General features: G+C 60.9%; 18 protein-coding genes and 1 pseudogene. 5 read left to right on the top strand and 14 right to left on the bottom strand.

Translation table 11 applies throughout. The annotated features are described in order from the left end of the window. Positions 1–2: 2 nt before the first annotated feature. From fdhF to urtA, 9 genes are all read right to left on the bottom strand, one after another. Entirely contained in the window at positions 3–2,882 is a 2,880-nt protein-coding gene (gene fdhF / locus AC1DNI_RS05600; RefSeq protein WP_477691120.1) for a formate dehydrogenase subunit alpha, read from the bottom strand. 9 nt (positions 2,883–2,891) lie between these two features. Next, positions 2,892–4,448 carry a formate dehydrogenase beta subunit gene (locus AC1DNI_RS05595; RefSeq protein WP_477691119.1) on the bottom strand — a complete coding sequence of 519 codons (1,557 nt, stop codon included), beginning with the start codon at positions 4,446–4,448 and terminating at the stop codon, positions 2,892–2,894. Continuing rightward, positions 4,445–4,918: a formate dehydrogenase subunit gamma gene (locus AC1DNI_RS05590; protein WP_477691118.1), complete on the bottom strand. Its 474-nt coding sequence runs from the start codon at positions 4,916–4,918 to the stop codon at positions 4,445–4,447. The genes AC1DNI_RS05595 and AC1DNI_RS05590 overlap by 4 nt, the downstream gene beginning before the upstream one ends. A gap of 104 nt (positions 4,919–5,022) precedes the next feature. Continuing rightward, positions 5,023–5,919, bottom strand: a complete 897-nt coding sequence (locus tag AC1DNI_RS05585) for a LysR family transcriptional regulator (RefSeq protein WP_027230176.1) — start codon at positions 5,917–5,919, stop codon at positions 5,023–5,025. Positions 5,920–5,977: 58 nt separating this feature from the next. Continuing rightward, positions 5,978–6,673: an urea ABC transporter ATP-binding subunit UrtE gene (gene urtE / locus AC1DNI_RS05580; RefSeq protein WP_027230177.1), complete on the bottom strand. Its 696-nt coding sequence runs from the start codon at positions 6,671–6,673 to the stop codon at positions 5,978–5,980. 7 nt (positions 6,674–6,680) lie between these two features. Continuing rightward, on the bottom strand, positions 6,681–7,427 hold the full coding sequence (urtD, locus tag AC1DNI_RS05575) for an urea ABC transporter ATP-binding protein UrtD (protein WP_477691117.1): 747 nt from the start codon (positions 7,425–7,427) through the stop codon (positions 6,681–6,683). A 3-nt stretch (positions 7,428–7,430) separates the two neighbouring features. After that, on the bottom strand, positions 7,431–8,609 hold the full coding sequence (gene urtC, locus AC1DNI_RS05570; protein ID WP_477691116.1) for an urea ABC transporter permease subunit UrtC: 1,179 nt from the start codon (positions 8,607–8,609) through the stop codon (positions 7,431–7,433). Further along, a complete protein-coding gene (gene urtB / locus AC1DNI_RS05565; protein WP_477691115.1) occupies positions 8,606–10,231 on the bottom strand; it encodes an urea ABC transporter permease subunit UrtB in 1,626 nt (541 codons plus the stop codon). Before urtB ends, urtC begins: the two co-directional genes overlap by 4 nt. 100 nt (positions 10,232–10,331) lie before the next feature. Continuing rightward, positions 10,332–11,630 carry an urea ABC transporter substrate-binding protein gene (gene urtA, locus AC1DNI_RS05560; RefSeq protein WP_091919581.1) on the bottom strand — a complete coding sequence of 433 codons (1,299 nt, stop codon included), beginning with the start codon at positions 11,628–11,630 and terminating at the stop codon, positions 10,332–10,334. A 312-nt stretch (positions 11,631–11,942) separates the two neighbouring features. Here urtA and AC1DNI_RS05555 point away from each other — a divergent pair, with 312 nt between their 5' ends. Beyond that, on the top strand, positions 11,943–12,281 hold the full coding sequence (locus AC1DNI_RS05555; RefSeq protein WP_091919583.1) for a protein tyrosine phosphatase family protein: 339 nt from the start codon (positions 11,943–11,945) through the stop codon (positions 12,279–12,281). A gap of 4 nt (positions 12,282–12,285) precedes the next feature. Further along, on the top strand, positions 12,286–13,581 hold the full coding sequence (locus tag AC1DNI_RS05550) for an aspartate aminotransferase type Ic (protein WP_477691114.1): 1,296 nt from the start codon (positions 12,286–12,288) through the stop codon (positions 13,579–13,581). Here AC1DNI_RS05550 and AC1DNI_RS05545 read toward each other — a convergent pair. Continuing rightward, positions 13,578–13,700: pseudogene (locus AC1DNI_RS05545) on the bottom strand (VOC family protein); the annotation flags it as partial. The gene AC1DNI_RS05550 and the pseudogene AC1DNI_RS05545 sit on opposite strands and share 4 nt — an antisense overlap. 19 nt (positions 13,701–13,719) lie before the next feature. Further along, entirely contained in the window at positions 13,720–14,910 is a 1,191-nt protein-coding gene (locus tag AC1DNI_RS05540) for an acyl-CoA dehydrogenase (protein WP_477691113.1), read from the bottom strand. A 143-nt stretch (positions 14,911–15,053) separates the two neighbouring features. Between AC1DNI_RS05540 and mutL the strand changes: the two genes are divergently transcribed. The 3 genes from mutL to AC1DNI_RS05525 all read left to right on the top strand — a co-directional run bounded on the left by mutL (position 15,054) and on the right by AC1DNI_RS05525 (position 17,700). After that, the gene (gene mutL, locus AC1DNI_RS05535; protein WP_477691112.1) at positions 15,054–16,919 is read left to right on the top strand and encodes a DNA mismatch repair endonuclease MutL; all 1,866 of its coding nucleotides are present in this window, start codon (positions 15,054–15,056) and stop codon (positions 16,917–16,919) included. A gap of 83 nt (positions 16,920–17,002) precedes the next feature. After that, complete coding sequence (locus AC1DNI_RS05530; protein WP_027230185.1) at positions 17,003–17,239, top strand: DUF2093 domain-containing protein; 237 nt, start codon at positions 17,003–17,005, stop codon at positions 17,237–17,239. Positions 17,240–17,244: 5 nt separating this feature from the next. Then, on the top strand, positions 17,245–17,700 hold the full coding sequence (locus AC1DNI_RS05525) for a hypothetical protein (RefSeq protein WP_477691111.1): 456 nt from the start codon (positions 17,245–17,247) through the stop codon (positions 17,698–17,700). Here the strand turns inward: AC1DNI_RS05525 and lpxK are convergent. The 3 genes from lpxK to AC1DNI_RS05510 are packed head-to-tail and all read right to left on the bottom strand — an operon-like array spanning position 17,695 to position 20,815. Further along, complete coding sequence (lpxK, locus tag AC1DNI_RS05520; protein ID WP_477691110.1) at positions 17,695–18,726, bottom strand: tetraacyldisaccharide 4'-kinase; 1,032 nt, start codon at positions 18,724–18,726, stop codon at positions 17,695–17,697. The two genes, AC1DNI_RS05525 and lpxK, sit on opposite strands and share 6 nt — an antisense overlap. Beyond that, entirely contained in the window at positions 18,723–20,045 is a 1,323-nt protein-coding gene (gene waaA, locus AC1DNI_RS05515) for a lipid IV(A) 3-deoxy-D-manno-octulosonic acid transferase (RefSeq protein WP_477691109.1), read from the bottom strand. The genes lpxK and waaA overlap by 4 nt, the downstream gene beginning before the upstream one ends. Then, entirely contained in the window at positions 20,042–20,815 is a 774-nt protein-coding gene (locus AC1DNI_RS05510) for a lysophospholipid acyltransferase family protein (RefSeq protein WP_036813294.1), read from the bottom strand. The genes waaA and AC1DNI_RS05510 overlap by 4 nt, the downstream gene beginning before the upstream one ends. Positions 20,816–20,824: the final 9 nt, after the last annotated feature.

Below are 20,824 nucleotides of genomic sequence, written 5' to 3'. Positions count from 1 at the left end.
TGCTATTCCGCCGCGTCGAGTGTCGCCGCAATCCGGCGGCTTTGGCGCGCCTGCTCGTCATACTTGACCTGCCAGTCGCTGGGCCCGTTCGATACCGCCACCTGCACCGCCGTGACCTTGTATTCCGGACAATTGGTTGCCCAGTCCGAAAAGTCCGTGGTGATGACGTTGGCCTGTGTCGAAGGGTGATGGAAGGTCGTATAGACGACGCCGGGCGACACACGATCGGTGATCAGGGCGCGCAGTGTTGTCTCGCCGGAACGGCTTGCAACCTTGACCCAATCGCCATCGCGCACGCCGCGCTGCTCGGCGTCGTGCGGATGGATCTCGAGGCGGTCCTCTTCATGCCAGACGACATTGTCGGTCCGGCGCGTCTGCGCACCGACATTGTACTGCGACAGGATTCGTCCCGTCGTCAGAAGCAGCGGGAAACGAGGCCCGGTACGCTCGTCGGTCGCGACATATTCGGTACGGATAAATTTGCCCTTGCCGCGCGCGAAGCCGTCAATATGCATGATGGGCGTGCCGAGTGGCGCCTTTTCATTGCAGGGCCACTGCACCGATCCCTCTCGTTCGAGGAGTTCGTAGGATACGCCGGCGAAGCTTGGCGTCGTCAGCGCAACTTCGTCCATGATCTGCGACGGATGCGTGTAGTTCCAGTCGAGCCCCATCGCCTTGGCGAGGTTTTGCGTAACCTCCCAGTCGGCATAGCCATTGAGCGGGCTCATCACCTTGCGCACGCGGTTGATGCGACGCTCGGCATTGGTGAACGTCCCATCCTTTTCGAGGAATGTCGAACCCGGCAGGAAGACGTGGGCGTAGTTGGCCGTCTCGTTGAGGAAGAGATCGTGGACGACGACGCACTCCATCGCGGCGAGACCCGCCGCAACATGCTTGGTGTCGGGATCAGACTGGAGGATATCCTCGCCCTGCACATAGAGCCCCTTGAAGCTGCCATCGACAGCGGCATCGAGCATGTTCGGAATGCGCAGGCCGGGCTCGTCCTGGAGCTTCACGCCCCAGAGCTTGTCGAATATATCGCGGGTCGATTCGTCCGAGATGTGGCGGTAACCCGGCAACTCATGCGGGAACGAGCCCATGTCGCAGGAACCCTGAACGTTGTTCTGGCCGCGCAGGGGATTAACGCCAACGCCCTGACGTCCGATATTGCCGGTCGCCATGGCAAGATTGGCGATGGCCATAACCGTCGTCGAACCCTGGCTGTGCTCGGTAACGCCGAGACCGTAATAAATGGAGCCGTTCCCGCCGGTCGCGAAAAGGCGGGCAGCCTGGCGCAGCATTTGCGGATCGACCCCCGAAATCTGCTGGGTGGTTTCGGGGCTGTGTTCCGGCGACGAGACAAAAGCTGCCCAATCCTGGAATTCGTCCCAGTCGCAGCGCTCACGGATGAACCTCTCGTCAAAAAGCCCTTCAGTGACGATAACATGCGCCAGCGACGTGACGACCGCCACGTTGGTGCCGGGGCGCAGCGGCAGATGATAGGCGGCCTCGATGTGCGGGCTGCGGACAAGATCGATGCGGCGCGGGTCAACGATGATCAGCTTGGCGCCCTTGCGCAAACGCTTTTTCAAACGCGAGGCGAACACGGGATGTCCATCGGTCGGGTTGGCGCCGATGATCATGACGACATCGGTATGCTCGACGCTGTCGAAATCCTGTGTGCCGGCCGAAGTGCCGAAGGTCTGTTTCAGGCCATAGCCGGTCGGCGAGTGGCAGACGCGAGCGCAGGTATCGACATTGTTATTGCCCAAACCGGCGCGCACCAGCTTCTGCACGAGGTAGGTTTCCTCATTGGTGCAGCGCGACGAGGTGATGCCGCCGACGGAGTTACGGCCATACTGGTACTGGATACGGCGAAACTCGCTGGCGACGTGCTTGTAGGCCTCGTCCCAGCTGACTTCGCGCCACGGGTCGCTGATCTTTTCGCGGATCATGGGGTTGAGGATACGGTCCTTGTGGGTCGCATAGCCGTAAGCGAAACGGCCCTTGACGCAGGAGTGGCCGCGATTGGCCTTGCCGTCCTTCCACGGCACCATACGCACCAGTTCTTCGCCGCGCATCTCGGCCTTGAACGAGCAGCCGACGCCGCAATAGGCACAGGTCGTCACCATCGAATGCTCGGGCTGACCGATCTCGATCACCGACTTTTCCGTCAGCGTCGCGGTGGGGCAGGCCTGCACGCAGGCGCCGCAGGATACGCATTCGCTTTCGACGAAACTGTCATGCGGGCCGGCGGCCACGCGGCTGTCGAAGCCGCGGCCCTGGATCGTCAGCGCGAAAGTGCCCTGCACTTCCTCGCAGGCGCGCACGCAGAGCGAGCAGACAATGCATTTCGACGGATCATAGGTGAAATACGGGTTGGACTCGTCCTTGGGCAGCCACTGGTCATTGGCGACAGTCCCCGCCCTGGCAAAAACGTGGTTTTCGCCCTCATAGCCATAGCGAACATCCCGGAGCCCGACGGCACCGGCCATGTCCTGCAACTGGCAATCGCCATTGGCGGCGCAGGTGAGGCAGTCGAGCGGGTGATCGGAGATGTAAAGCTCCATCACGCCCTTGCGGATATCCTTCAGGCGCGACGTCTGCGTATGGACGACCAGACCCGGCATCGCGGGCGTTGTACAGGAAGCGGGCGTGCCGCCGCGACCTTCGATCTCGACGAGGCACAGGCGGCAGGAACCGAAAGCGTCGACCATATCCGTGGCGCAGAGCTTAGGAACCTCGATGCCGGCTTCCATGGCGGCGCGCATGATCGACGTGCCCTCAGGCACAGTCACCTCGTTTCCGTCGATGGTCAGAGTGACCAGCTTTTCGGACCGCGAGGCGGGCGTGCCGTAATCGATTTCATGAATCAGGGACATTGTCTTCTCCTATTCCGCAGCCTGGGCGACAGGCGCCGGCCGGAAATCTTCAGGAAAATGCGTCAGCGCGCTCATGACGGGATAGGGCGTGAAACCGCCAAGGGCACAGAGCGAGCCGAACTTCATTGTATTACATAAATCAGTCAGAACCTTGATCTGTTTTTCAGGCTCGACATTGGCTGCGATGCGATCCACCACCTCGACGCCGCGCGTCGAACCGATGCGGCAGGGCGTGCACTTGCCGCAGGATTCGACCGCGCAGAATTCCATGGCGAACCGCGCCTGCTTCAGCATATCGACCGTATCGTCGAAAACGACGAGACCGGCATGGCCGATAAGGCCGTCCTTCGCCGCGAACGCCTCGTAGTCGAAGGGCGTATCGAAGAGTTCGCGCGGGAAATAGGCACCGAGCGGACCGCCCACCTGCACCGCCTTTACCGGGCGGCCGCTTGCCGTGCCGCCGCCAATATCATCGACGATGTCACCGAGCGTCAGGCCGAATGCCGTTTCGAAAAGGCCGCCATGCTTGACGTTGCCGGCGATCTGCAGCGGGATGGTGCCGCGCGACCGGCCCATGCCGAAATCCTTGTAGAAGGTGGCACCCTTGTCGAGAATGACCGGGACCGAGGCCAGCGAGATCACATTGTTGATGACGGTCGGACGGCCGAAAAGGCCCTTGTGGGCGGGAAGCGGCGGCTTGGCACGTACGATGCCGCGGCGACCTTCAAGGCTTTCGAGCAAGGCAGTCTCTTCACCGCAGACATAGGCACCGGCGCCAACGCGCACCTCCAGGTCGAATGCATAGGGCGACCCGAGCACCGATTTTCCAAGCACGCCCGCCCGGCGCGCAACCTCGACCGCCTCGTTCATCACAGCAACCGCATGCGGATACTCGGAGCGGATATAGACATAGCCCTTGGTCGCACCAGTGGCGATACCGGCAATCGTCATGCCCTCGATGAGGACAAAAGGATCGCCTTCCATGATCATGCGGTCGGCGAATGTGCCGCTATCGCCTTCATCGGCGTTGCAGACGATGTATTTTTGCGCGCCTGCGGTGTCGAGCACGGTCTTCCACTTGATGCCGGTCGGGAAACCTGCGCCGCCACGGCCGCGCAGTCCGGATTCCGTCACCTGGGCGACGATCCCGGCCGGGGCCAGCGTAAGTGCGTTTTCCAGGCCCTTGAGGCCGTCGTGGGCACGATAATCCTCAAGCGACACGGGATCGATGATGCCGCAACGAGCGAAGGTCAGCCGCGTCTGTCGCGCGAGGAACGGCAGCTGATCCGTAAGACCGAGCCAGAGCGGATGCACCCTGCCCTCGCCCATCCCGTTGTCCAGCAATGCCGGCACCTCCGACGCCTTGACCGGACCATAGGCCACGCGGCCGGATAGCGTTTCGACCTCGACCAAAGGTTCAAGCCAATACATGCCGCGCGAACCATTGCGCACGATGCGGGCATCGAGACCGCGGCTGTCGATTTCGGACTGGAGAGCCTTTGCAACCCGCTCGGCGCCGAGCGCGAGCGCGCCTGAATCGCGCGGAACGTAGAAGGTCACGGTCATAGCCGCACCTCCGTCGCGATCTCTTCAAGCCTTTCTGCGTCAAGACGACCAATCACTTCACCATCGAGCATTGCCGAAGGCGAGCAGGCGCAAAGACCAAGGCAGTAGACGGGTTCAAGTGTTACGGCACCATCAGGGGTGGTGCCGTGCCAATCAATCCCGAGAAGTTCGCGGGCGCGATCGGCCAGCGCATCGCCGCCCATCGACTGGCAGGATTCAGCCCGGCACAGCTTCAGAACGTGCCGCCCCGTCGGATGATCGCGGTAGTCGTGATAGAATGTGAAAACACCGTGGACCTCGGCGCGCGAAATATTGAGAGCGCTGGCGATGATCGGCAGCGTTTCGCTTGGAACATAGCCGAACTCAGCCTGCAACTCGTGCAAGATCGGAAGCAGAGGGCCTTCTTTGCCCTTCAATTGATCGATAATGCCTATCGCCCTTTCGGCGATATCGGTACTTGCACTCTGCATTCTGTGCAGTGCCCTCCCTCATGTTTCTCCCTGTTCTTTAGAACAGATCAAATATGGCACTATATATCAATATCGCAGTCTCGTCGTTCGATAGAAGATTTCTATCAAACCATATCCAAGCTTTGCGCAAGGGCACGCGCTTCGTGCAGAAGCGCCGAAACCAGTGGGGTATGCGGTTCGCGGTCGGCCGCAACGAGCCCGACAAGGTGGCGCGCATCGGGCTCGACAATGGGGATGGCGCGGATAGGTTCGGCAAATCCGAGCGTCTCAGCAAGGTTGAGCGGCATGATGCTCGCCCATTTGCCAGTGCGAATGTGCGAGAACAGCACGATCATCGAATTTGATTCGAGCGTCGGATGCACCTCTATTCCCGCCTCTTGCAAATGCTTGTTGATGAGGCGGCGGTTCTGCATGTCCATGGTGAGCAGGCACAGCGGCAATTGCCCCACCTCCCTCCAGGTGACGGACTGCCGGTCGGCGTGGGTACTCCCGGCCGATGTGATGAGCTGGTAGCGCTCGGTATAAAGCGGCACCGAAGTGACACGCCCGAGCGGCTCATTGTCGAGATAGCTGATACCGACATCGATTTCGAAATTGCTGAGTAGCGTCAGCACTTCAAGCGAAGTGCGCGACGTTACCGAGAACGTCACGTCCGGGTGCTTCTCCCGAAACGGTGTCGTCAGCCGCGACACCATGGCGAGCGCGGTCGGAATTGCCGCGATCTTTACGTGACCGGCAAGTCCAAGGCGGGCGGCGCGCAATTCCTCGCGCATGGTGCGCGTATCGCCGACGATGCGCCGCGCCCATTCAAGAACGCGCTGGCCTTCGGACGTAAGGCCCTTGAAGCGCGAGCCGCGCTGGACGAGAACGACGCCGAGCGTGTCCTCGAGCTGACGGATGGCGGCCGACAAGGTGGGCTGGGTTACGCCGCATTCCTCGGCGGCACGACCGAAATGCCGATGCCGCGCCAGCGCGATGAAAAATTCCAGCTTGTCGATCATCAAGGTTGCTCCTTCGGAGCGAACCTAGCGATGTTGACGTGTCGTCAGCAAGGCAAATTCAAACAGTCAGGAACTTGCGGACCTCCGGCCGGTCGAGGCTCGGCGCATCGCCGGAATGAACGATCTCACCGCGATCCATGATGTAGACATGGTCGGCGAGTTCGCGGCAGAAGTCGAGATACTGCTCGACGAGAAGGATGGCGAGGCCGGCCTGATCGCGCAGAAACTGGATAGCGCGGCCGATATCCTTGATGATCGATGGCTGGATACCCTCGGTCGGTTCATCGAGCACCAGCAATTTCGGCCGCGTCACCAGCGCACGGCCGATTGCCAGTTGTTGCTGCTGGCCGCCGGAAAGATCGCCGCCCCTGCGACCCAGCATCGTCTTCAGGACCGGAAACAGCTCGTAAACTTCCGCGGGCACGGTACGATTGCCGCGTGAGGCGGCGGCAAATCCGGTTGCCAGATTTTCACGGACGGTGAGCAGCGGAAAAATCTCGCGGCCTTGCGGAACGAAGGCAATGCCGGCGCGTGCACGCTCATAGGAAGGCTTCCGGTCGATCGGCGCGCCTTCGAAGCGGATCGATCCCGATGACAGCGGGTGCTGGCCGACGATGGCGCGCAGCATGCTTGTCTTGCCGACACCGTTGCGGCCGAGAACGCAGGTGATGGACTTCGGCTTGACCTCGAGCGATACGCCGCGCAGCGCCTGAGCGGCACCATAGTGGAGAGAGGCATTTTCAACGCTGAGCATGATGTTCCTATCGTCCGAGGTAAACTTCGATGACGCGCTGGTCGCTGCTGACATAGTCGAGCGAGCCTTCCGCCAGAACCGAGCCTTCATGGAGGCACGTGACCTTGACGTCGAGCTCGCGCACGAAATGCATGTCGTGTTCGACCACAAGTACCGAGCGCGTCTTGGCAATTTCATGCAGGAGCTTGGCGGTCTCCGCCGTTTCAGCATCTGTCATGCCCGCGACAGGCTCGTCGACGAGCAGCAGCTTCGGATCTTGCGCGAGCAACATGCCGATCTCCAGCCACTGCTTCTGGCCATGCGAGAGATTTGCAGCCAGCCAGTCCCGCTTGGTGTGCAGCCGGATCGTGTGAAGAATGTCGTCGATCCGTTCCGCCTCGTCGGCGCTTTGGCGATGGAACAGCGCCGAGAGGGCCGAGCGCGGGCCGGCCAGCGCAAGCACAAGATTGTCCTCGACGGTATGGCTTTCAAAAACAGTCGGCTTCTGAAACTTGCGGCCGATGCCGAGCAGTGCGATTTCCGCCTCGTCGTGGCGGGTAAGGTCGATCTCGCCCTTGAAATAAACGTCGCCCGTATCCGGGCGGGTCTTGCCGGTGATGATATCCATCATCGTTGTCTTGCCGGCGCCGTTCGGGCCGATGACTGCGCGCATTTCACCGGCCTGGAGCACAAGCGACAGATTGTTGATGGCGCGAAATCCGTCAAACGAGACCGACACGCCATCGAGATAGAGGAGTGTATCCTTGGCTTTCATGGTCTACTCCGCTGCCTGGGGTTCGGCGATCGGTGTCGCACGTTCTGTTGCCGGGGAGCCCGGTTCGCTGCGCTTGCGAGCGATGCGGTCCTTTCGCTTTGTCTGCCATGTGCCGTAAAGGCCGAGTATGCCTTTCGGAAGGAACAGGGTGACGAGGATGAAGAGCGCGCCGAGCGCGAACAGCCAGATCTCCGGAAATGCCGCGGTGAAATAGGTCTTGCCGAAATTGACCAGCACCGCGCCGAGAATTGGCCCGATGATAGTGCCGCGGCCTCCCACGGCAACCCAGATCACCGCTTCGATGGAATTGGCAGGCTCGAATTCGGAGGGATTGATGATGCCGACCTGCGGCACATAAAGCGCGCCGGCAATGCCCGCCATCATGGCGGAGACCGTCCAGACGAAGAGCTTGTAGCGATCCACCCGATAGCCCAGAAAGCGCATGCGGCTCTCCGCGTCGCGCACGCCGACGAGGACCTTGCCGAGTTTGGAGCGGACAATGAAACTGGTTACGAATACGGCAAGCGCCAGGAACAATGCCGTTGCCGCAAACAGCATCGAGCGCGTGCTGTCCGCCTGGATGTTGAAGCCGAGAATATCCTTGAAATCGGTGAGGCCGTTATTTCCGCCAAATCCCATGTCGTTGCGGAAGAACGCAAGAAGCAAGGCGTAGGTCAGAGCCTGGGTGATGATCGACAGATAAACGCCGGTGACACGCGAGCGGAAGGCAAGCCAGCCGAAGCCAAAGGCGAGAACGCCGGGGACCAGCACAACCATGAGCGCCGCGAACCAGAAATGGTTGAAGCCGTGCCAGAACCACGGCAGTTCCTTCCAGTTGAGGAACACCATGAAGTCGGGCAGCACCGGATCGGCATAGACGCCGCGCGGACCGATCTGGCGCATCAGGTACATGCCCATCGCATAGCCGCCGAGCGCGAAGAATGCGCCATGGCCGAGCGAAAGGATGCCGCAAAATCCCCAGACAAGATCAAGAGCGACCGCCAGCAGGGCGTAGGTCAGGTACTTGCCGATCAGCGACACGAGATAGGTCGGCACATGCAAGGCCGATGTCGGCGGCAGCAGCAGGTTCGAGAGGGGCACGAGGCAGGCCAGCGCCACCAGCAAGGCGATGACGATTGCACCACGACGGTCGACATGGGTGAAAAACCACTGCGTGATCATGCCTCGATGGCCCTTCCCTTGAGTGCGAAGAGACCACGCGGACGCTTCTGGATGAACAGGATGATCAGCACCAGGACGAGGATCTTACCGAGGACGGCTCCCGCGAAAGGTTCGAGGAACTTGTTGGCTATGCCAAGCGACATCGCGCCGACCAGCGTTCCCCAAAGATTGCCGACACCGCCGAAGACGACGACCATGAAACTGTCGATGATATAGCCCTGACCCAGGTTGGGGCTGACATTGTCGATCTGGCTCAGCGCCACGCCGGCAATGCCGGCAATGCCGGAGCCGAGGCCAAAGGTCAGTGCATCGACCCAGGGCGTCCTGATGCCCATGGCGGAGGCCATGCGCCGGTTCTGGGTGACGGCGCGCATGCGCAGCCCGAGCATCGTCTTCTTCAGCACCAGCTGCAGCACCGCGAAGACCGAAAGGGCAAAGACGATGATCCACAGGCGCGACCAGGTGAGCGTCAGGAGACCGAGATCGAACGACCCCGCCATCCATGATGGGTTGCCGACCTGAACGTTTGAAGCGCCGAACCAGGAGCGGATCGCCTGCTGCAGGACCAGCGAAATGCCCCATGTCGCAAGCAGGGTTTCCAGCGGACGGCCATAGAGGAAGCGTATGATGCCGCGCTCGATGACGACGCCGACGGCGCCCGAGACGATGAAGGCCGCAGGCAGCGCAATGAGCAACGAATAATCGAAAAGGCCCGGCGCCGAGGCGCGGATGATCTGCTGCACGACAAAGGTAGTATAGGCGCCGATCATGACCATTTCGCCGTGGGCCATGTTGATGACGCCCATGACGCCGAAGGTGATCGCCAGACCGATCGCCGCAAGCAGCAGCACGGAGCCCAGCGACAGACCGTAGACGATATTCTGGATGCCGTTCCACAAGGCGAGCTTGCTGTTGATGCTGTCGATCGCCGAACGCGCGGCGTCGCCCACTGGGCCGTCGCTACCCTGGAGCGGCGTCAGGAGTCCCAGTGCGTCGCGGCTGTTGCCGGCGGTGACCTCAGCAATCGCTGCGATCTTGGCGTCATCCGGCGCGGTCGAATTCAGCACCGCCGCAGCTTTCGCCTGCTGCATCACGGCCTTGATTCCGCTATCTTTTTCCGCCGCGATGGCCTGATCGAGCAAAGCGATGGACTCGGGACCGCGGGTCTTCAGAATTGTTTCGGCGGCGGAGCGTCGTTCCGCAGGATTGTCGCTCATCAGCGTGAGCCCGCCGATCGCCGCTGCTATATCGCGGCGCAGACGGTTGTTGACCTTGATCTTTTCCGCGGCATTGCGCGGCACGGGTGCAAGCTTGGCACCCGTCAGGGGATCGGTGGCGGCGTAATCCGAGCCATCGCGTTTGCCGATGAAAACGGCCTTGTCCGCCTTGACGATGTATAGATCGCCGGCCGTCAGCGCGTTGAGGATGGCGGATACGCGCGCATCGCCGGTCTTGGCGAGGCCGGAAACCGCCTTCGTCGTCTCGTCGAAATTTTCTGCAGCAAGGGCCTGGATGAGCGGCCGCAGCGTGGCATCGTCGACCGTTTCAGCCCGCGCTTCCATTCCGGGCGCAAACACGCCCGAGAGCACAAGGAATACGGCCAGCAAGCGGATCAATTGCATAAAACAATCCTGGGTACGAGTATCCTCGGAGTGGCTCCACCCCCACTTGCGCGGAGGTGGAGTGGCTTCGGATGTGCCCCAAACCGAAGCCGGGTAGGCATCAGTTGGTCACGCCGCCGCACTTGCCGCTGACGACGTTGAAATTGCCGCATGACATCGGCTTGCGCCAATCGGAGATGAGGTCCTTGGAGCCCGGCAGGTAATCGGACCATTCGTCGCCGACAACGAGACCGGGCGTCTGATAGACAATGTCGAACTGGCCGTCGTCCTGCACTTCGCCGATCAGCACAGGCTTTGTGATGTGATGGTTCGGCATCATCGTGGCAGAGCCGCCGGACAGGTTCGGTACCGACACGCCGACGATGGAATCGATCACCGCATTGGAATCCGTGGTACCGGCAGCTTCAACTGCCTTCACCCACATGTTGAAACCGATATAGGTCGCTTCCATCGGGTCGTTGGTCACGCGCTTGTCGTTCTTGGTATAGGCGTGCCATTCCTTGATGAACTCGGCATTGGCATCGGCATCGACCGACTGGAAGTAGTTCCAGGCGGCAAGGTGGCCAACCAGCGGCTTGGTATCGAGGCCCGCAAGTTCTTCTTCACCCACCGAGAAGGCAACGACGGGAATGTCTTCCGCCTTGATGCCTTGGTTTGCGAGTTCCTTATAGAAGGGTACGTTCGCATCGCCGTTGATGGTCGAAACGACTGCGGTCTTCTTGCCGGCCGAACCGAATTTCTTGATGTCGGAGACGATCGTCTGCCAGTCGGAATGGCCGAACGGCGTGTAGTTGATCATGATATCCTCATCCTTGACGCCCTTGGCGTTGAGGTAGGCCTTCAAAATCTTGTTCGTGGTCTGCGGATAGACGTAGTCGGTACCGGCGAGTACCCAGCGCTCGACACCCTCTTCCTTGGCGAGATAATCGACGGCAGGGATCGCCTGCTGGTTCGGCGCGGCGCCCGTATAGAAGACGTTGCGCGAACTTTCCTCGCCCTCATACTGGACGGGATAGAACAACATGGAGTTGAGCTCTTCGAAGACCGGCAGCACCGATTTGCGCGACGATGAGGTCCAGCAACCGAAGACGGCCGCGACCTTGTCCTGCTCGATCAGCTGGCGGGCCTTTTCGGCAAAGAGCGGCCAATCGGACGCCGGATCGACGACCACCGCCTCGAGCTTCTTGCCAAGCACGCCGCCCTTCTTGTTCTGCTCATCGATGAGGAACAGCATCGTGTCCTTGAGCGTGGTTTCGGAAATCGCCATGGTCCCGGAAAGGGAGTGCAGGATGCCGACCTTGATCGTGTCATCCGCAGCTATAGCAGGCGAGAAAGCCAGCGCCGCGCCCATGGCCGCGGCCGCAAAAGTCCCGATAAATCTGGCTGTTAGACTGGACATTCAGGTAAACCCCTCTTTTTGGTTGTGTGTACCAAGGGATTAAATGCAATGAGTGTGCCAACTCCGGCAGCCGCATTGAAAATTATAAATTATTCAAATTTATCGGTATTTTAGCGCCTCCTCCCGCTAAGCTGGCTTGGAGGCGCGAGGTTTGCGCGTCGCTAAAACTCGGCACTTCCGCTTATACTTTAGTCATATATGTAATAGTGATGATAATTTAATCACCGTTGGGCGAGAGAGATGCTTTTCAGATGGCGTTGACCATCGTTTGATGTATGGTGAGGCGACTTTCACACTTCCCAGGGACATAAGATGGATATCCGTCAAATCGACGAAGGCTACGCCGTGAGCGGCCAGATTTCACCCGACGACGTGCGCGATCTCGCCGCGGCAGGCTACCACACGATCATTTGCAACCGCCCGGACGGTGAATCGGCCGATCAGCCCAACTTTGCCGAGATCAAGAACGTTGCCGAAAAAGCGGGCATAGCGATTTACTACGTTCCTGTCGTTTCCGGGCAATTGACACAGGACGACGTCGACGCCATGGCGCGCGCGCTGGATGAGGCTGAGGGTCCCGTCCTCGCCTATTGCCGCTCGGGCGCCCGCTCGACCAATATTTACGGCATCGTCCAGCAGCAGAAGGGCTAACCACATGCTCGCCATCGCTGATCTTGGCGCCGATGAACTCGACGCCCTGCGCAACCGCGTCCTGCGCGATTACGAAAACTTCCGCGCCAAGGGGCTGAAGATCGACATGACCCGCGGCAAGCCGAGCCCGGAACAGCTCGATCTCGCCAATGGCATGCTGGTTCTTCCAGGCAATGGCGACCACTACAGTGAGGCAGGCGAAGATGCCCGCAACTATGGCGGGCTCCAGGGTCTTGCCGAAACCCGCGCATTGTTCTCTCCCATGATGGGTGCGTCGGCCGATCGCATCGTCGTCGGTGACAATTCGAGCCTCGCCATGATGCATGATTGTTTGCTCTGGGCGATGGTGAAGGGCGTACCGGGCGAAATGGAGCCGTGGTCGCAGCAATCGGGCGCGCCGGCCTTCATCTGCCCGGTTCCCGGCTACGACAGGCATTTCGCCATCTGCGAGGAGTATGGCATTCGCCTGCTCCCGGTGCCGCTCACCGGGCACGGGCCCGATATGGACCTGGTCGAGGAACTCGTCGCCGATCCCGACGTCAAGGGCATGTGGTGCGTTCCCAAATACTCCAATCCCTCGGGCGAAACCTATTCGACCGAAACGATTGAACGCCTCGCAGCCATGCGAACTGGCGCGCCCGACTTCCGCCTGTTCTGGGACAACGCCTATGCGGTGCACCACCTGACGACAGAGCGGCACGAGATTGCCAATATTATCGAGCTTTGCGCGCAGGCCGGCCATCCCGACCGCGCCTTCGTCTTCGCATCGACCTCCAAGATTACGCTCGCCGGCGCGGGGCTCGCCCTGTTCGCCTCGTCAGCGGCAAATGTGAAATGGTATCTCGCCCGGGCCGGCAAACGCACCATAGGGCCAGACAAACTGAACCAGTTGCGGCATGTGCGCTTTCTGAAGAGCATGGAGGGCCTGGCCCGCCATATGGACGCGCACCGCGCCCTCATCGCGCCGAAATTCGATTCGGTCATCGAGGCGCTGGAAACCCGCCTCGGCGGCACTGGCGTTGCGCGGTGGACGAAGCCGGATGGCGGCTATTTCATCTGCGTCGACGCCATGCACGGCACCGCGCGCGACGTGGTAGAACTGGCACGCGAAGCCGGCGTGGTTCTGACCCCGGCAGGCGCCACCTCTCCTTACGGCCGCGATCCCAACGACAGCACGCTGCGCCTTGCTCCGACATTTCCATCACGGGAAGAGGTGCGTCTCGCTTCTGAAGGTATCGCGCTGTGCATCCTCCTTGCCGCTGTGGACAAGCTCATCGCACAGCGCGAAGGCCGCGTCTAAATCCGCTGCCCGACGTCGACCCGGTTGCCGTCCGGGTCGGCGAAGACGAAGGCGCGCCAGTCATAATCCTGGTCTTTCAGCGACTTGACGATACGAACGCCCTTGGCTTCGCAGACCGAAGTCCATCCGACGATAGCGTCAGAAGAAGGCCTGGATACCAGTCTGCGCCCGGCCAAGGATGAGCGCATGCACGTCGTGCGTGCCCTCATAGGTATTGACCGTTTCGAGGTTCTGGGCGTGGCGCATCACATGATAGCCGATCTGTATGCCATTACCGCCGTGCATGTCGCGCGCCATGCGGGCGATGTCGAGCGCCTTGCCGCAATTGTTGCGCTTGACGAGGCTGATCATTTCCGGCGCGACCTTGCCTTCGTCGAACAGGCGACCGACACGCAGGGAGGCCTGCAGGCCAAGCGTGATTTCCGTCTGCATGTCCGCGAACTTCTTCTGGAACAGCTGGGTGGCGGCGAGCGGGCGGCCGAATTGCTTGCGGTCGAGCCCGTACTGGACGGTCCGCTGCCAGCAATCTTCGGCGGCGCCGAGGACGCCCCAGGAAATGCCGTAGCGGGCGCGATTGAGGCAGCCGAACGGGCCCTTGAGCCCGGAGACATTGGGCAGAAGATGCTCTTCGCCGACAACGACCCCGTCCATGACCACCTCGCCGGTGATCGAGGCGCGCAACGACAGCTTGCCGCCGATCTTCGGCGCAGAAAGGCCCTTCATGCCCTTTTCGAGGACGAAGCCGCGGATCTGACCGTCATGGGCGTCCGACTTCGCCCAGACGACAAAGACATCGGCGATCGGCGAGTTTGAAATCCACATCTTCGAGCCGGACAGGCGATAGCCGTCAGCGACCTTCTCGGCGCGGGTTTTCATGCCGGCAGGGTCGGAGCCCGCATCGGGCTCGGTGAGGCCGAAACAGCCGATCCATTCGCCGGAAGCAAGCTTCGGCAGATATTTGCGGCGCTGCTCCTCTGAGCCGTAAGCGAAAATCGGGTACATGACCAGTGACGACTGCACGCTCATCATCGAGCGATAACCGCTGTCAACGCGCTCGACCTCGCGCGCGACGAGGCCGTAGGCGACGTAGGATGCACCGGCCGTGCCGTATTCTTCGGGAAGCGTCACCCCAAGAAGCCCCGACTCGCCCATCATCCGGAAAAGCGCAGGATCGGTCTTTTCTTCCAGATAGGCCTCTTCGATACGCGGGAGAAGTTCGCCTTGCGCAAACGCCCGTGCACTGTCCCGGATCATCCGTTCGTCTTCGGTCAACTGCTCTTCCAGGAGAAAGGGATCAGTCCAGACGAAGGACGGCTTGGAATTGGCCATAATTGTTTTTCCTCCTTAGATGTGCAGCAAGACCTATCATCAAATCCAATCCGATGACCAGATGCTTTCCCGGCCGATTTTTCCGGGGGATGCCGGCGCTCCGCGGATTTCGCGGACGCGGCGAATCCACTATAGATTTTGCAATGCCCATCAAGCAGCTCACCGAGACCATCATCAACCAGATCGCAGCAGGCGAAGTCATCGAACGTCCGGCAAGCGTGGTCAAGGAACTCGTCGAAAACTCGATCGATGCGGGCGCAACGCGGATCGAGGTCGTCACCGCCGGTGGTGGCAAGAACCTTATCCGCATCACCGATAACGGCTCGGGCATTCGCTCCGACGAACTTGCCCTTGCGGTGGCGCGCCATTGCACGTCGAAACTCACCAATGATGTGCACGATATTCGCGCCCTTGGTTTTCGCGGCGAGGCCCTGCCTTCTATCGGATCCGTCTCGCGCCTGTCACTGAAATCACGCACGTCCGACGCGGATTCCGGCTTCGAGATCAGCGTCTATGGCGGCCGCCAGGACGGGCCACGCCCGACGCCTATGAACGGCGGGACGATCGCGGAAGTGCGCGACCTTTTCTTCGCCACGCCAGCCCGCCTCAAATTCATGAAGACCGACCGGGCCGAGGCATCGGCGATCAGCGATGTCGTCAAGCGCATCGCCATTGCGTTTCCGCATATCCGCTTTTCGCTTGCAGGCAGTGACCGCACGCCGATCGAGCTGGCGGCGACCGGCGCTGGATCGTCAGGCATGCTGGAGCGGATTTCGCAGGTACTCGGCAAGGAGTTTCCGGAAAATGCCATCACCATCGATGCCGAGCGCGATGGCGTGCGCCTGACCGGCTTTGCCGGCATCCCGGCGTTCAACCGTGGCAACAGCCTGCATCAGTTCGCCTATGTCAATGGCCGGCCCGTGCGCGACAAGCAAATCTGGGGCGCAATCCGCGGCGCCTATGCCGATGTGATCGCGCGCGACCGCCACCCGGTCGTCGTCCTGTTCCTCAATCTCGATCCGGCGCTGGTCGATGTGAATGTGCACCCGGCCAAGGCGGATGTGCGTTTTCGCGATCCGGGGCTTGTACGCGGCCTTATCGTCGGGGCGATCCGCGAAGCCCTCGGTCAATCCGGCATCCGGGCCGCAACCAGCGGGGCCGAAGCGATGCTGCATGCTTTCAGGCTTGGCGGCGCAGAAGGCACACGTCCTGCCCCGCTCCATCAGAATTGGCGCGGCAATGCCGCCGTCAATCAGAATTACTCCGTTGAACAATCCCCATACCGTCCGTTCGAAGTCGAAGGCGCCCTCGCCGCCGACACCCGTGGCGGATTTGCCGAACCGGCGCAGCCATTCCTTTATGATGTCGCACAGGCCGTGGCAGCCGATGCACGCGGTGCGGCCACAGAGGCTCCAAAGGAATTGCTTTCCGCGCCCCTCGGAGCCGCGCGCGCGCAGGTGCACGCCAACTATATCGTCGCGCAGACCGAGGACAGTCTTGTCATTGTCGACCAGCATGCCGCGCATGAACGTCTTGTCTATGAGGCACTGAAAAACGCATTGCATTCACGGCCGCTGCCCGCCCAGATGCTGCTCATCCCCGAAATCATCGACCTGCCGGAAGAGGATGTCGAACGGCTCGCGGCCCATGCAGAAACGTTGGCACGTTTCGGCCTCGGTATCGAAGCCTTTGGACCCGGCGCGATCGCCGTGCGGGAAACGCCTTCCATGCTCGGTGAAATCGATGCGCAGCAACTCGTTCGCGACCTTTCCGACGAGATCGCCGAGCACGATACGTCGAACGGTTTGAAAGGCATTCTCGACCATGTCGCAGCTACCATGGCCTGCCATGGCTCGGTCCGCTCTGGACGGCGGTTGAAGCCGGAAGAGATGAATGCGCTGTTGCGCCAAATGGAAGCGACGCCCGGCTCGGGGACCTGCAATCACGGTCGGCCTACCTATATCGAGCTGAAACTCAGCGACATTGAGCGTCTTTTCGGTCGGCGATAAGGGGCTTTCAATCGCGCAATGCTTGACCACCTGCGACTCTGAGCCGTAAATGAACATTCAATCGACTGGAACATCGGCAGAATATGAACAGATTTGAAGGACCCGGCTCGCGCGAAGCCAAAATTCGTTATCTCGACGGCGACTTTCAGGTCCTGTCGCCGGGTTCCTATGTACTTTGTGCGGTTACCTCGGAAAAGATCCCCCTGGACGAACTCAAATATTGGAGCGTCGCGCGTCAGGAGGCCTATGCCGATGCGCGCATTTCGCTCGAGCGCGAGCTTCAGGTGAACCCCGACCTGCGCAGTCGAAGCAAAGGCTGAGCGATATGCTGACCCGCCGCGCAACCCTGTTCACACTTCTCGCGGCTGGATTTCTTGTGAGCGGTTGTACCACCGATACGGCCAGCAATGCGCCGGCGTATACCGGCCCGGTAAAGACAATCCGGGGCTATCTGCAGGGACCGCCATGGGCACGCCTCACTGCAAGCTCAGTGGTGTTCGTCACTGCCTACGACGCAAGCCGGGGTAATTCGGCTCCAATGCCGCGGCTGGCCCGCACCAGCTTTACGCTGAACGGAAACGGCACGTTCCCGGTCGCCTATGAAATCAGGGTTCCGGCTGCAGCCTCGACCCGCGTCGCCCTTGGGGTCGAAATTACCCGCGCCGGTGGAACACTGTTCTCTAACGACCGGCTCTACAGCCAGACCACCGGAACGAGCCTTAATATTCCGATGCGCGAAGCGCCTCCGCGGATCAACCGGAGGTACCCCGGCATTCTATGAGGCATCCCGGCGCCGGTGACGGGCGCGATCGCGCGTTTCACGTATGATGCGAGCAGGTGCGCCGGGCTGGTTGAAAACGAGTTCTACCTCCAAAACCGACGTACGGGCGGCAAACGCCCTCGCCGCCTCGCTGCCGTCGAGAAGCCTCACCAGATCTTTGGCTGTTGTGACCGGCGTCAGGTTTTCCCGATCGGCCGCTTCAGCGAGTTCGGCGAGATTTTCGTCCGTGTACGGATGATGGTCTGGAAAGGCGCGCGTTTTCTCGACGATGCCGCCCGCTTCGCGAAGCGTCGTAAAAAACTTGAACGGGTCGCCAATGCCGGCGAAGGCCAGCAATCGTTTGCCGGCTATCTCAGATATCGATATCGGCTTAAGAACTCCTTCATAGATCGGTTTTGCCGCCCGCGCCGCATTGCGAATGACCCGGTCGGCGCCGTTCGCTGTGCCGATCTTGAGCACCGCGTCGGTTCGCACCAGTTGGTCGATCAGCGGCGCGCGCAAGGGTCCTCCCGGCAAGACGTGACCATTGCCGATGCCGCGGCCGGCATCTACCACCATCAAGGCAAAATCGAAATGCAGGCGGGCGCTTTGAAAGCCGTCATCCATGATGATGAAATCGCATCCGGACTGCTGCAATGCCTGTGCCGCGGCAAAGCGGTCGGACGTGACGATGACCGCCGCGTGCCGGGCGAGCAACAGTGGTTCGTCGCCGACAAGGCGGGCGCTGTCATGTTCTGGATCGACACGATGCATGCCCGAAAACGCGCCGCCATAGCCGCGCGAAACGATGCCGGGCGTCAGCCCGGCGGCGATTGCTGCCCTGGCAAAGGTGATTGAGGTCGGGGTCTTTCCCGCACCGCCGACGGTGAAATTGCCGATGCAAAGCACCGGGACCGGAACGGTGGGAGGCTTCGCCCGCCTTATGCGGCGCCCGGCCACACTGCCGTAGACTTTGGAAAACGGGCTTAGCGCCCAGGCCCGCCAATCCGGCTTTTCCCACCAGAAAGGAGGGGCCTCGCTCATCATTTCCAGCCGCCTTCGCGATTGCTGAGGCGTGCCTGCAGAACGAGAGGCTGGATGAAAGGCTCAAGTGCGGTCAAGGTGCGATCGAGTGATCCGCGCATGTCCTCGACGGTCTTGAGGCCAGCGTCGATCATGACCTGGCGTTCTTCCGGATTATTGAAAAGATAGTTGACCGCGCCAGCGAGCATGTCCTTGTCGCGCACCAGTTTCGCTGCGCCATTCTTGATCAGGCGCTGATAGGAATCCCGGAAATTCTGAACATTGCGCCCGGAGAGGATCGCGGATTTGAGCATGGCCGGCTCGAGTGGATTCTGCCCGCCTTGCGCGGTCAGCGACCGGCCGACGAATGCGATCTCCGCGAGGCGCAGATAGAGGCCCATATCGCCGATCGTGTCGCCGAGATAGATATCCGTATCGGGCTCGATCTGATCTGCCTTGCTGCGCAGCGCCACCTTCATACCCATTTTTTCGATTGCCTCGGCGATCTCCGGCGCACGATCAGGATGCCGCGGCACGATGATCGTCAAAAGATCGCGATGGCGCGCTTTCAGCATGTGATGTACCTGCGCAACGATCTCCTCTTCGCCCTGATGCGTCGAAATCGCGGCCCAGGTCTTGCGGGTGCCAATCATGCGCTGCATTGCGGCAAGCTCCGCATTGTTCACGGGCGGCACGGCCGTGTCCACCTTGAGATTGCCGGACACCGTTACCGGCCTTGCGCCAAGCGCTCGGAACCTTTCGCCGTCGATATCCGATTGGGCAACGACGTGGGCGAGATTTTCGAACAGGGCCTCGGCAATCGAGGGCCGCTTGTGCCAACTGGCAAAGGAGCGATCGGAAAGGCGTCCATTGACGAGCACCTGTGGAACCCGCCTGGTGCCAAGTTCAAGGATCGTCATCGGCCAAATCTCGGATTCGCAGATGATGGCAAGATCAGGCTGCCAATGGGTGAGGAAGCGGTCGACGGCGGGCTTCAGGTCGAGCGGCACATATTGATGGATGACGCGGTCGCCGAGCCGCTCCTGCACCATCTTCGCCGATGTAACCGTCCCGGTCGTCAAAACGACATGGATGTCCATGTTGACGATGGCCTCGACAAGCGGAGTGACAGCCGACGTTTCGCCAACGCTCGCCGCATGGACCCAGATAAGCGGACCGGATGGACGGGCAACGCTTGCCACACCGTAGCGCTCACCCTGACGGCCACGCTCCTCCTTGCCCTTGCTGGCGCGGAAGGCGACATAGGCGCCGACAATGGGAAATGTTGCCGCGCCAATCCAGCGATAGGTGCCAAGCACCAGGCGTGCCCATCTTTCGCTCATGCCGCGCCGTCCACGAGTTCATGCACGCGCTTGGTGTTCGCGTTCAAACTATTGGTCAATTCGACACGCTTGGCTTCGAGCATTGCTTCATCTGCATCTTCGGGAACAAAGATCGGGTCGCCGACAATCAACCCCGATTTGCCGAATGGCAAGGGAATGGTGGTCTTGTCCCAACTCTTCTCCAGAACTTTTCTGCGGGTGGTCAGGTAGCAGATCGGCAGGATCGGCCGTCCGGAAAGCTTGGCCAGCAGAATGACGCCGGGACCGCTATCGCGCGGCGTTCCATGCGGAATATCCGCGATCATCGCTGCGGTCTTGCCTTCGGCCAGCGCCTTTTTCAAAACGAGCAGCGCCCGTGCTCCGCCCTTTTCCGTCCCTTTCGAGCGGTCGCGACCGCCCGAGCCGCGCACGATCTCCACGCCGAAGCGCTCGGCAACGCGGGCATTGAGTTCCGCGTCCTTGCTCTTGGAAAACATGGCGACGAAGCGCACGCCGCGCGGCATAAGGAATGGCGCCATCAGATGCTGGCCGTGCCAGGCAACGGCGATGAACGGCTCCCCCCCGCGTTTCATATCTTCGAGGTCCGAAGACCCCTTGAGCCGGGGATTGGTCAGATGCACCAGCCGGAAGAACTGCGTGATCAACCATACGATCATGCTGCGGACGATCGGCGAATTCGCCAGCGGGCCGCGCACCGAGCGCCAGAAGCGCTTGAGCGCTCCAGCTTTGCGGCGAGGCGCTTTAGCCGTTGCTGAATTCTGGTCAATCATGTCGATCTT

Source organism: Phyllobacterium sp. 01N428 (genome assembly GCF_056399405.1).
This window is presented reverse-complemented; position numbering and strand designations above follow the sequence as displayed.

Coding starts and splice junctions, on each gene's coding strand:
- fdhF (WP_477691120.1), bottom strand. CDS start 2,882: ATGTCCCTGATTCATGAAATCGATTACGGCACGCCCGCCTCGCGGTCC.
- AC1DNI_RS05595 (WP_477691119.1), bottom strand. CDS start 4,448: ATGACCGTGACCTTCTACGTTCCGCGCGATTCAGGCGCGCTCGCGCTC.
- AC1DNI_RS05590 (WP_477691118.1), bottom strand. CDS start 4,918: ATGCAGAGTGCAAGTACCGATATCGCCGAAAGGGCGATAGGCATTATC.
- AC1DNI_RS05585 (WP_027230176.1), bottom strand. CDS start 5,919: ATGATCGACAAGCTGGAATTTTTCATCGCGCTGGCGCGGCATCGGCAT.
- urtE (WP_027230177.1), bottom strand. CDS start 6,673: ATGCTCAGCGTTGAAAATGCCTCTCTCCACTATGGTGCCGCTCAGGCG.
- urtD (WP_477691117.1), bottom strand. CDS start 7,427: ATGAAAGCCAAGGATACACTCCTCTATCTCGATGGCGTGTCGGTCTCG.
- urtC (WP_477691116.1), bottom strand. CDS start 8,609: ATGATCACGCAGTGGTTTTTCACCCATGTCGACCGTCGTGGTGCAATC.
- urtB (WP_477691115.1), bottom strand. CDS start 10,231: ATGCAATTGATCCGCTTGCTGGCCGTATTCCTTGTGCTCTCGGGCGTG.
- urtA (WP_091919581.1), bottom strand. CDS start 11,630: ATGTCCAGTCTAACAGCCAGATTTATCGGGACTTTTGCGGCCGCGGCC.
- AC1DNI_RS05555 (WP_091919583.1), top strand. CDS start 11,943: ATGGATATCCGTCAAATCGACGAAGGCTACGCCGTGAGCGGCCAGATT.
- AC1DNI_RS05550 (WP_477691114.1), top strand. CDS start 12,286: ATGCTCGCCATCGCTGATCTTGGCGCCGATGAACTCGACGCCCTGCGC.
- AC1DNI_RS05540 (WP_477691113.1), bottom strand. CDS start 14,910: ATGGCCAATTCCAAGCCGTCCTTCGTCTGGACTGATCCCTTTCTCCTG.
- mutL (WP_477691112.1), top strand. CDS start 15,054: ATGCCCATCAAGCAGCTCACCGAGACCATCATCAACCAGATCGCAGCA.
- AC1DNI_RS05530 (WP_027230185.1), top strand. CDS start 17,003: ATGAACAGATTTGAAGGACCCGGCTCGCGCGAAGCCAAAATTCGTTAT.
- AC1DNI_RS05525 (WP_477691111.1), top strand. CDS start 17,245: ATGCTGACCCGCCGCGCAACCCTGTTCACACTTCTCGCGGCTGGATTT.
- lpxK (WP_477691110.1), bottom strand. CDS start 18,726: ATGATGAGCGAGGCCCCTCCTTTCTGGTGGGAAAAGCCGGATTGGCGG.
- waaA (WP_477691109.1), bottom strand. CDS start 20,045: ATGAGCGAAAGATGGGCACGCCTGGTGCTTGGCACCTATCGCTGGATT.
- AC1DNI_RS05510 (WP_036813294.1), bottom strand. CDS start 20,815: ATGATTGACCAGAATTCAGCAACGGCTAAAGCGCCTCGCCGCAAAGCT.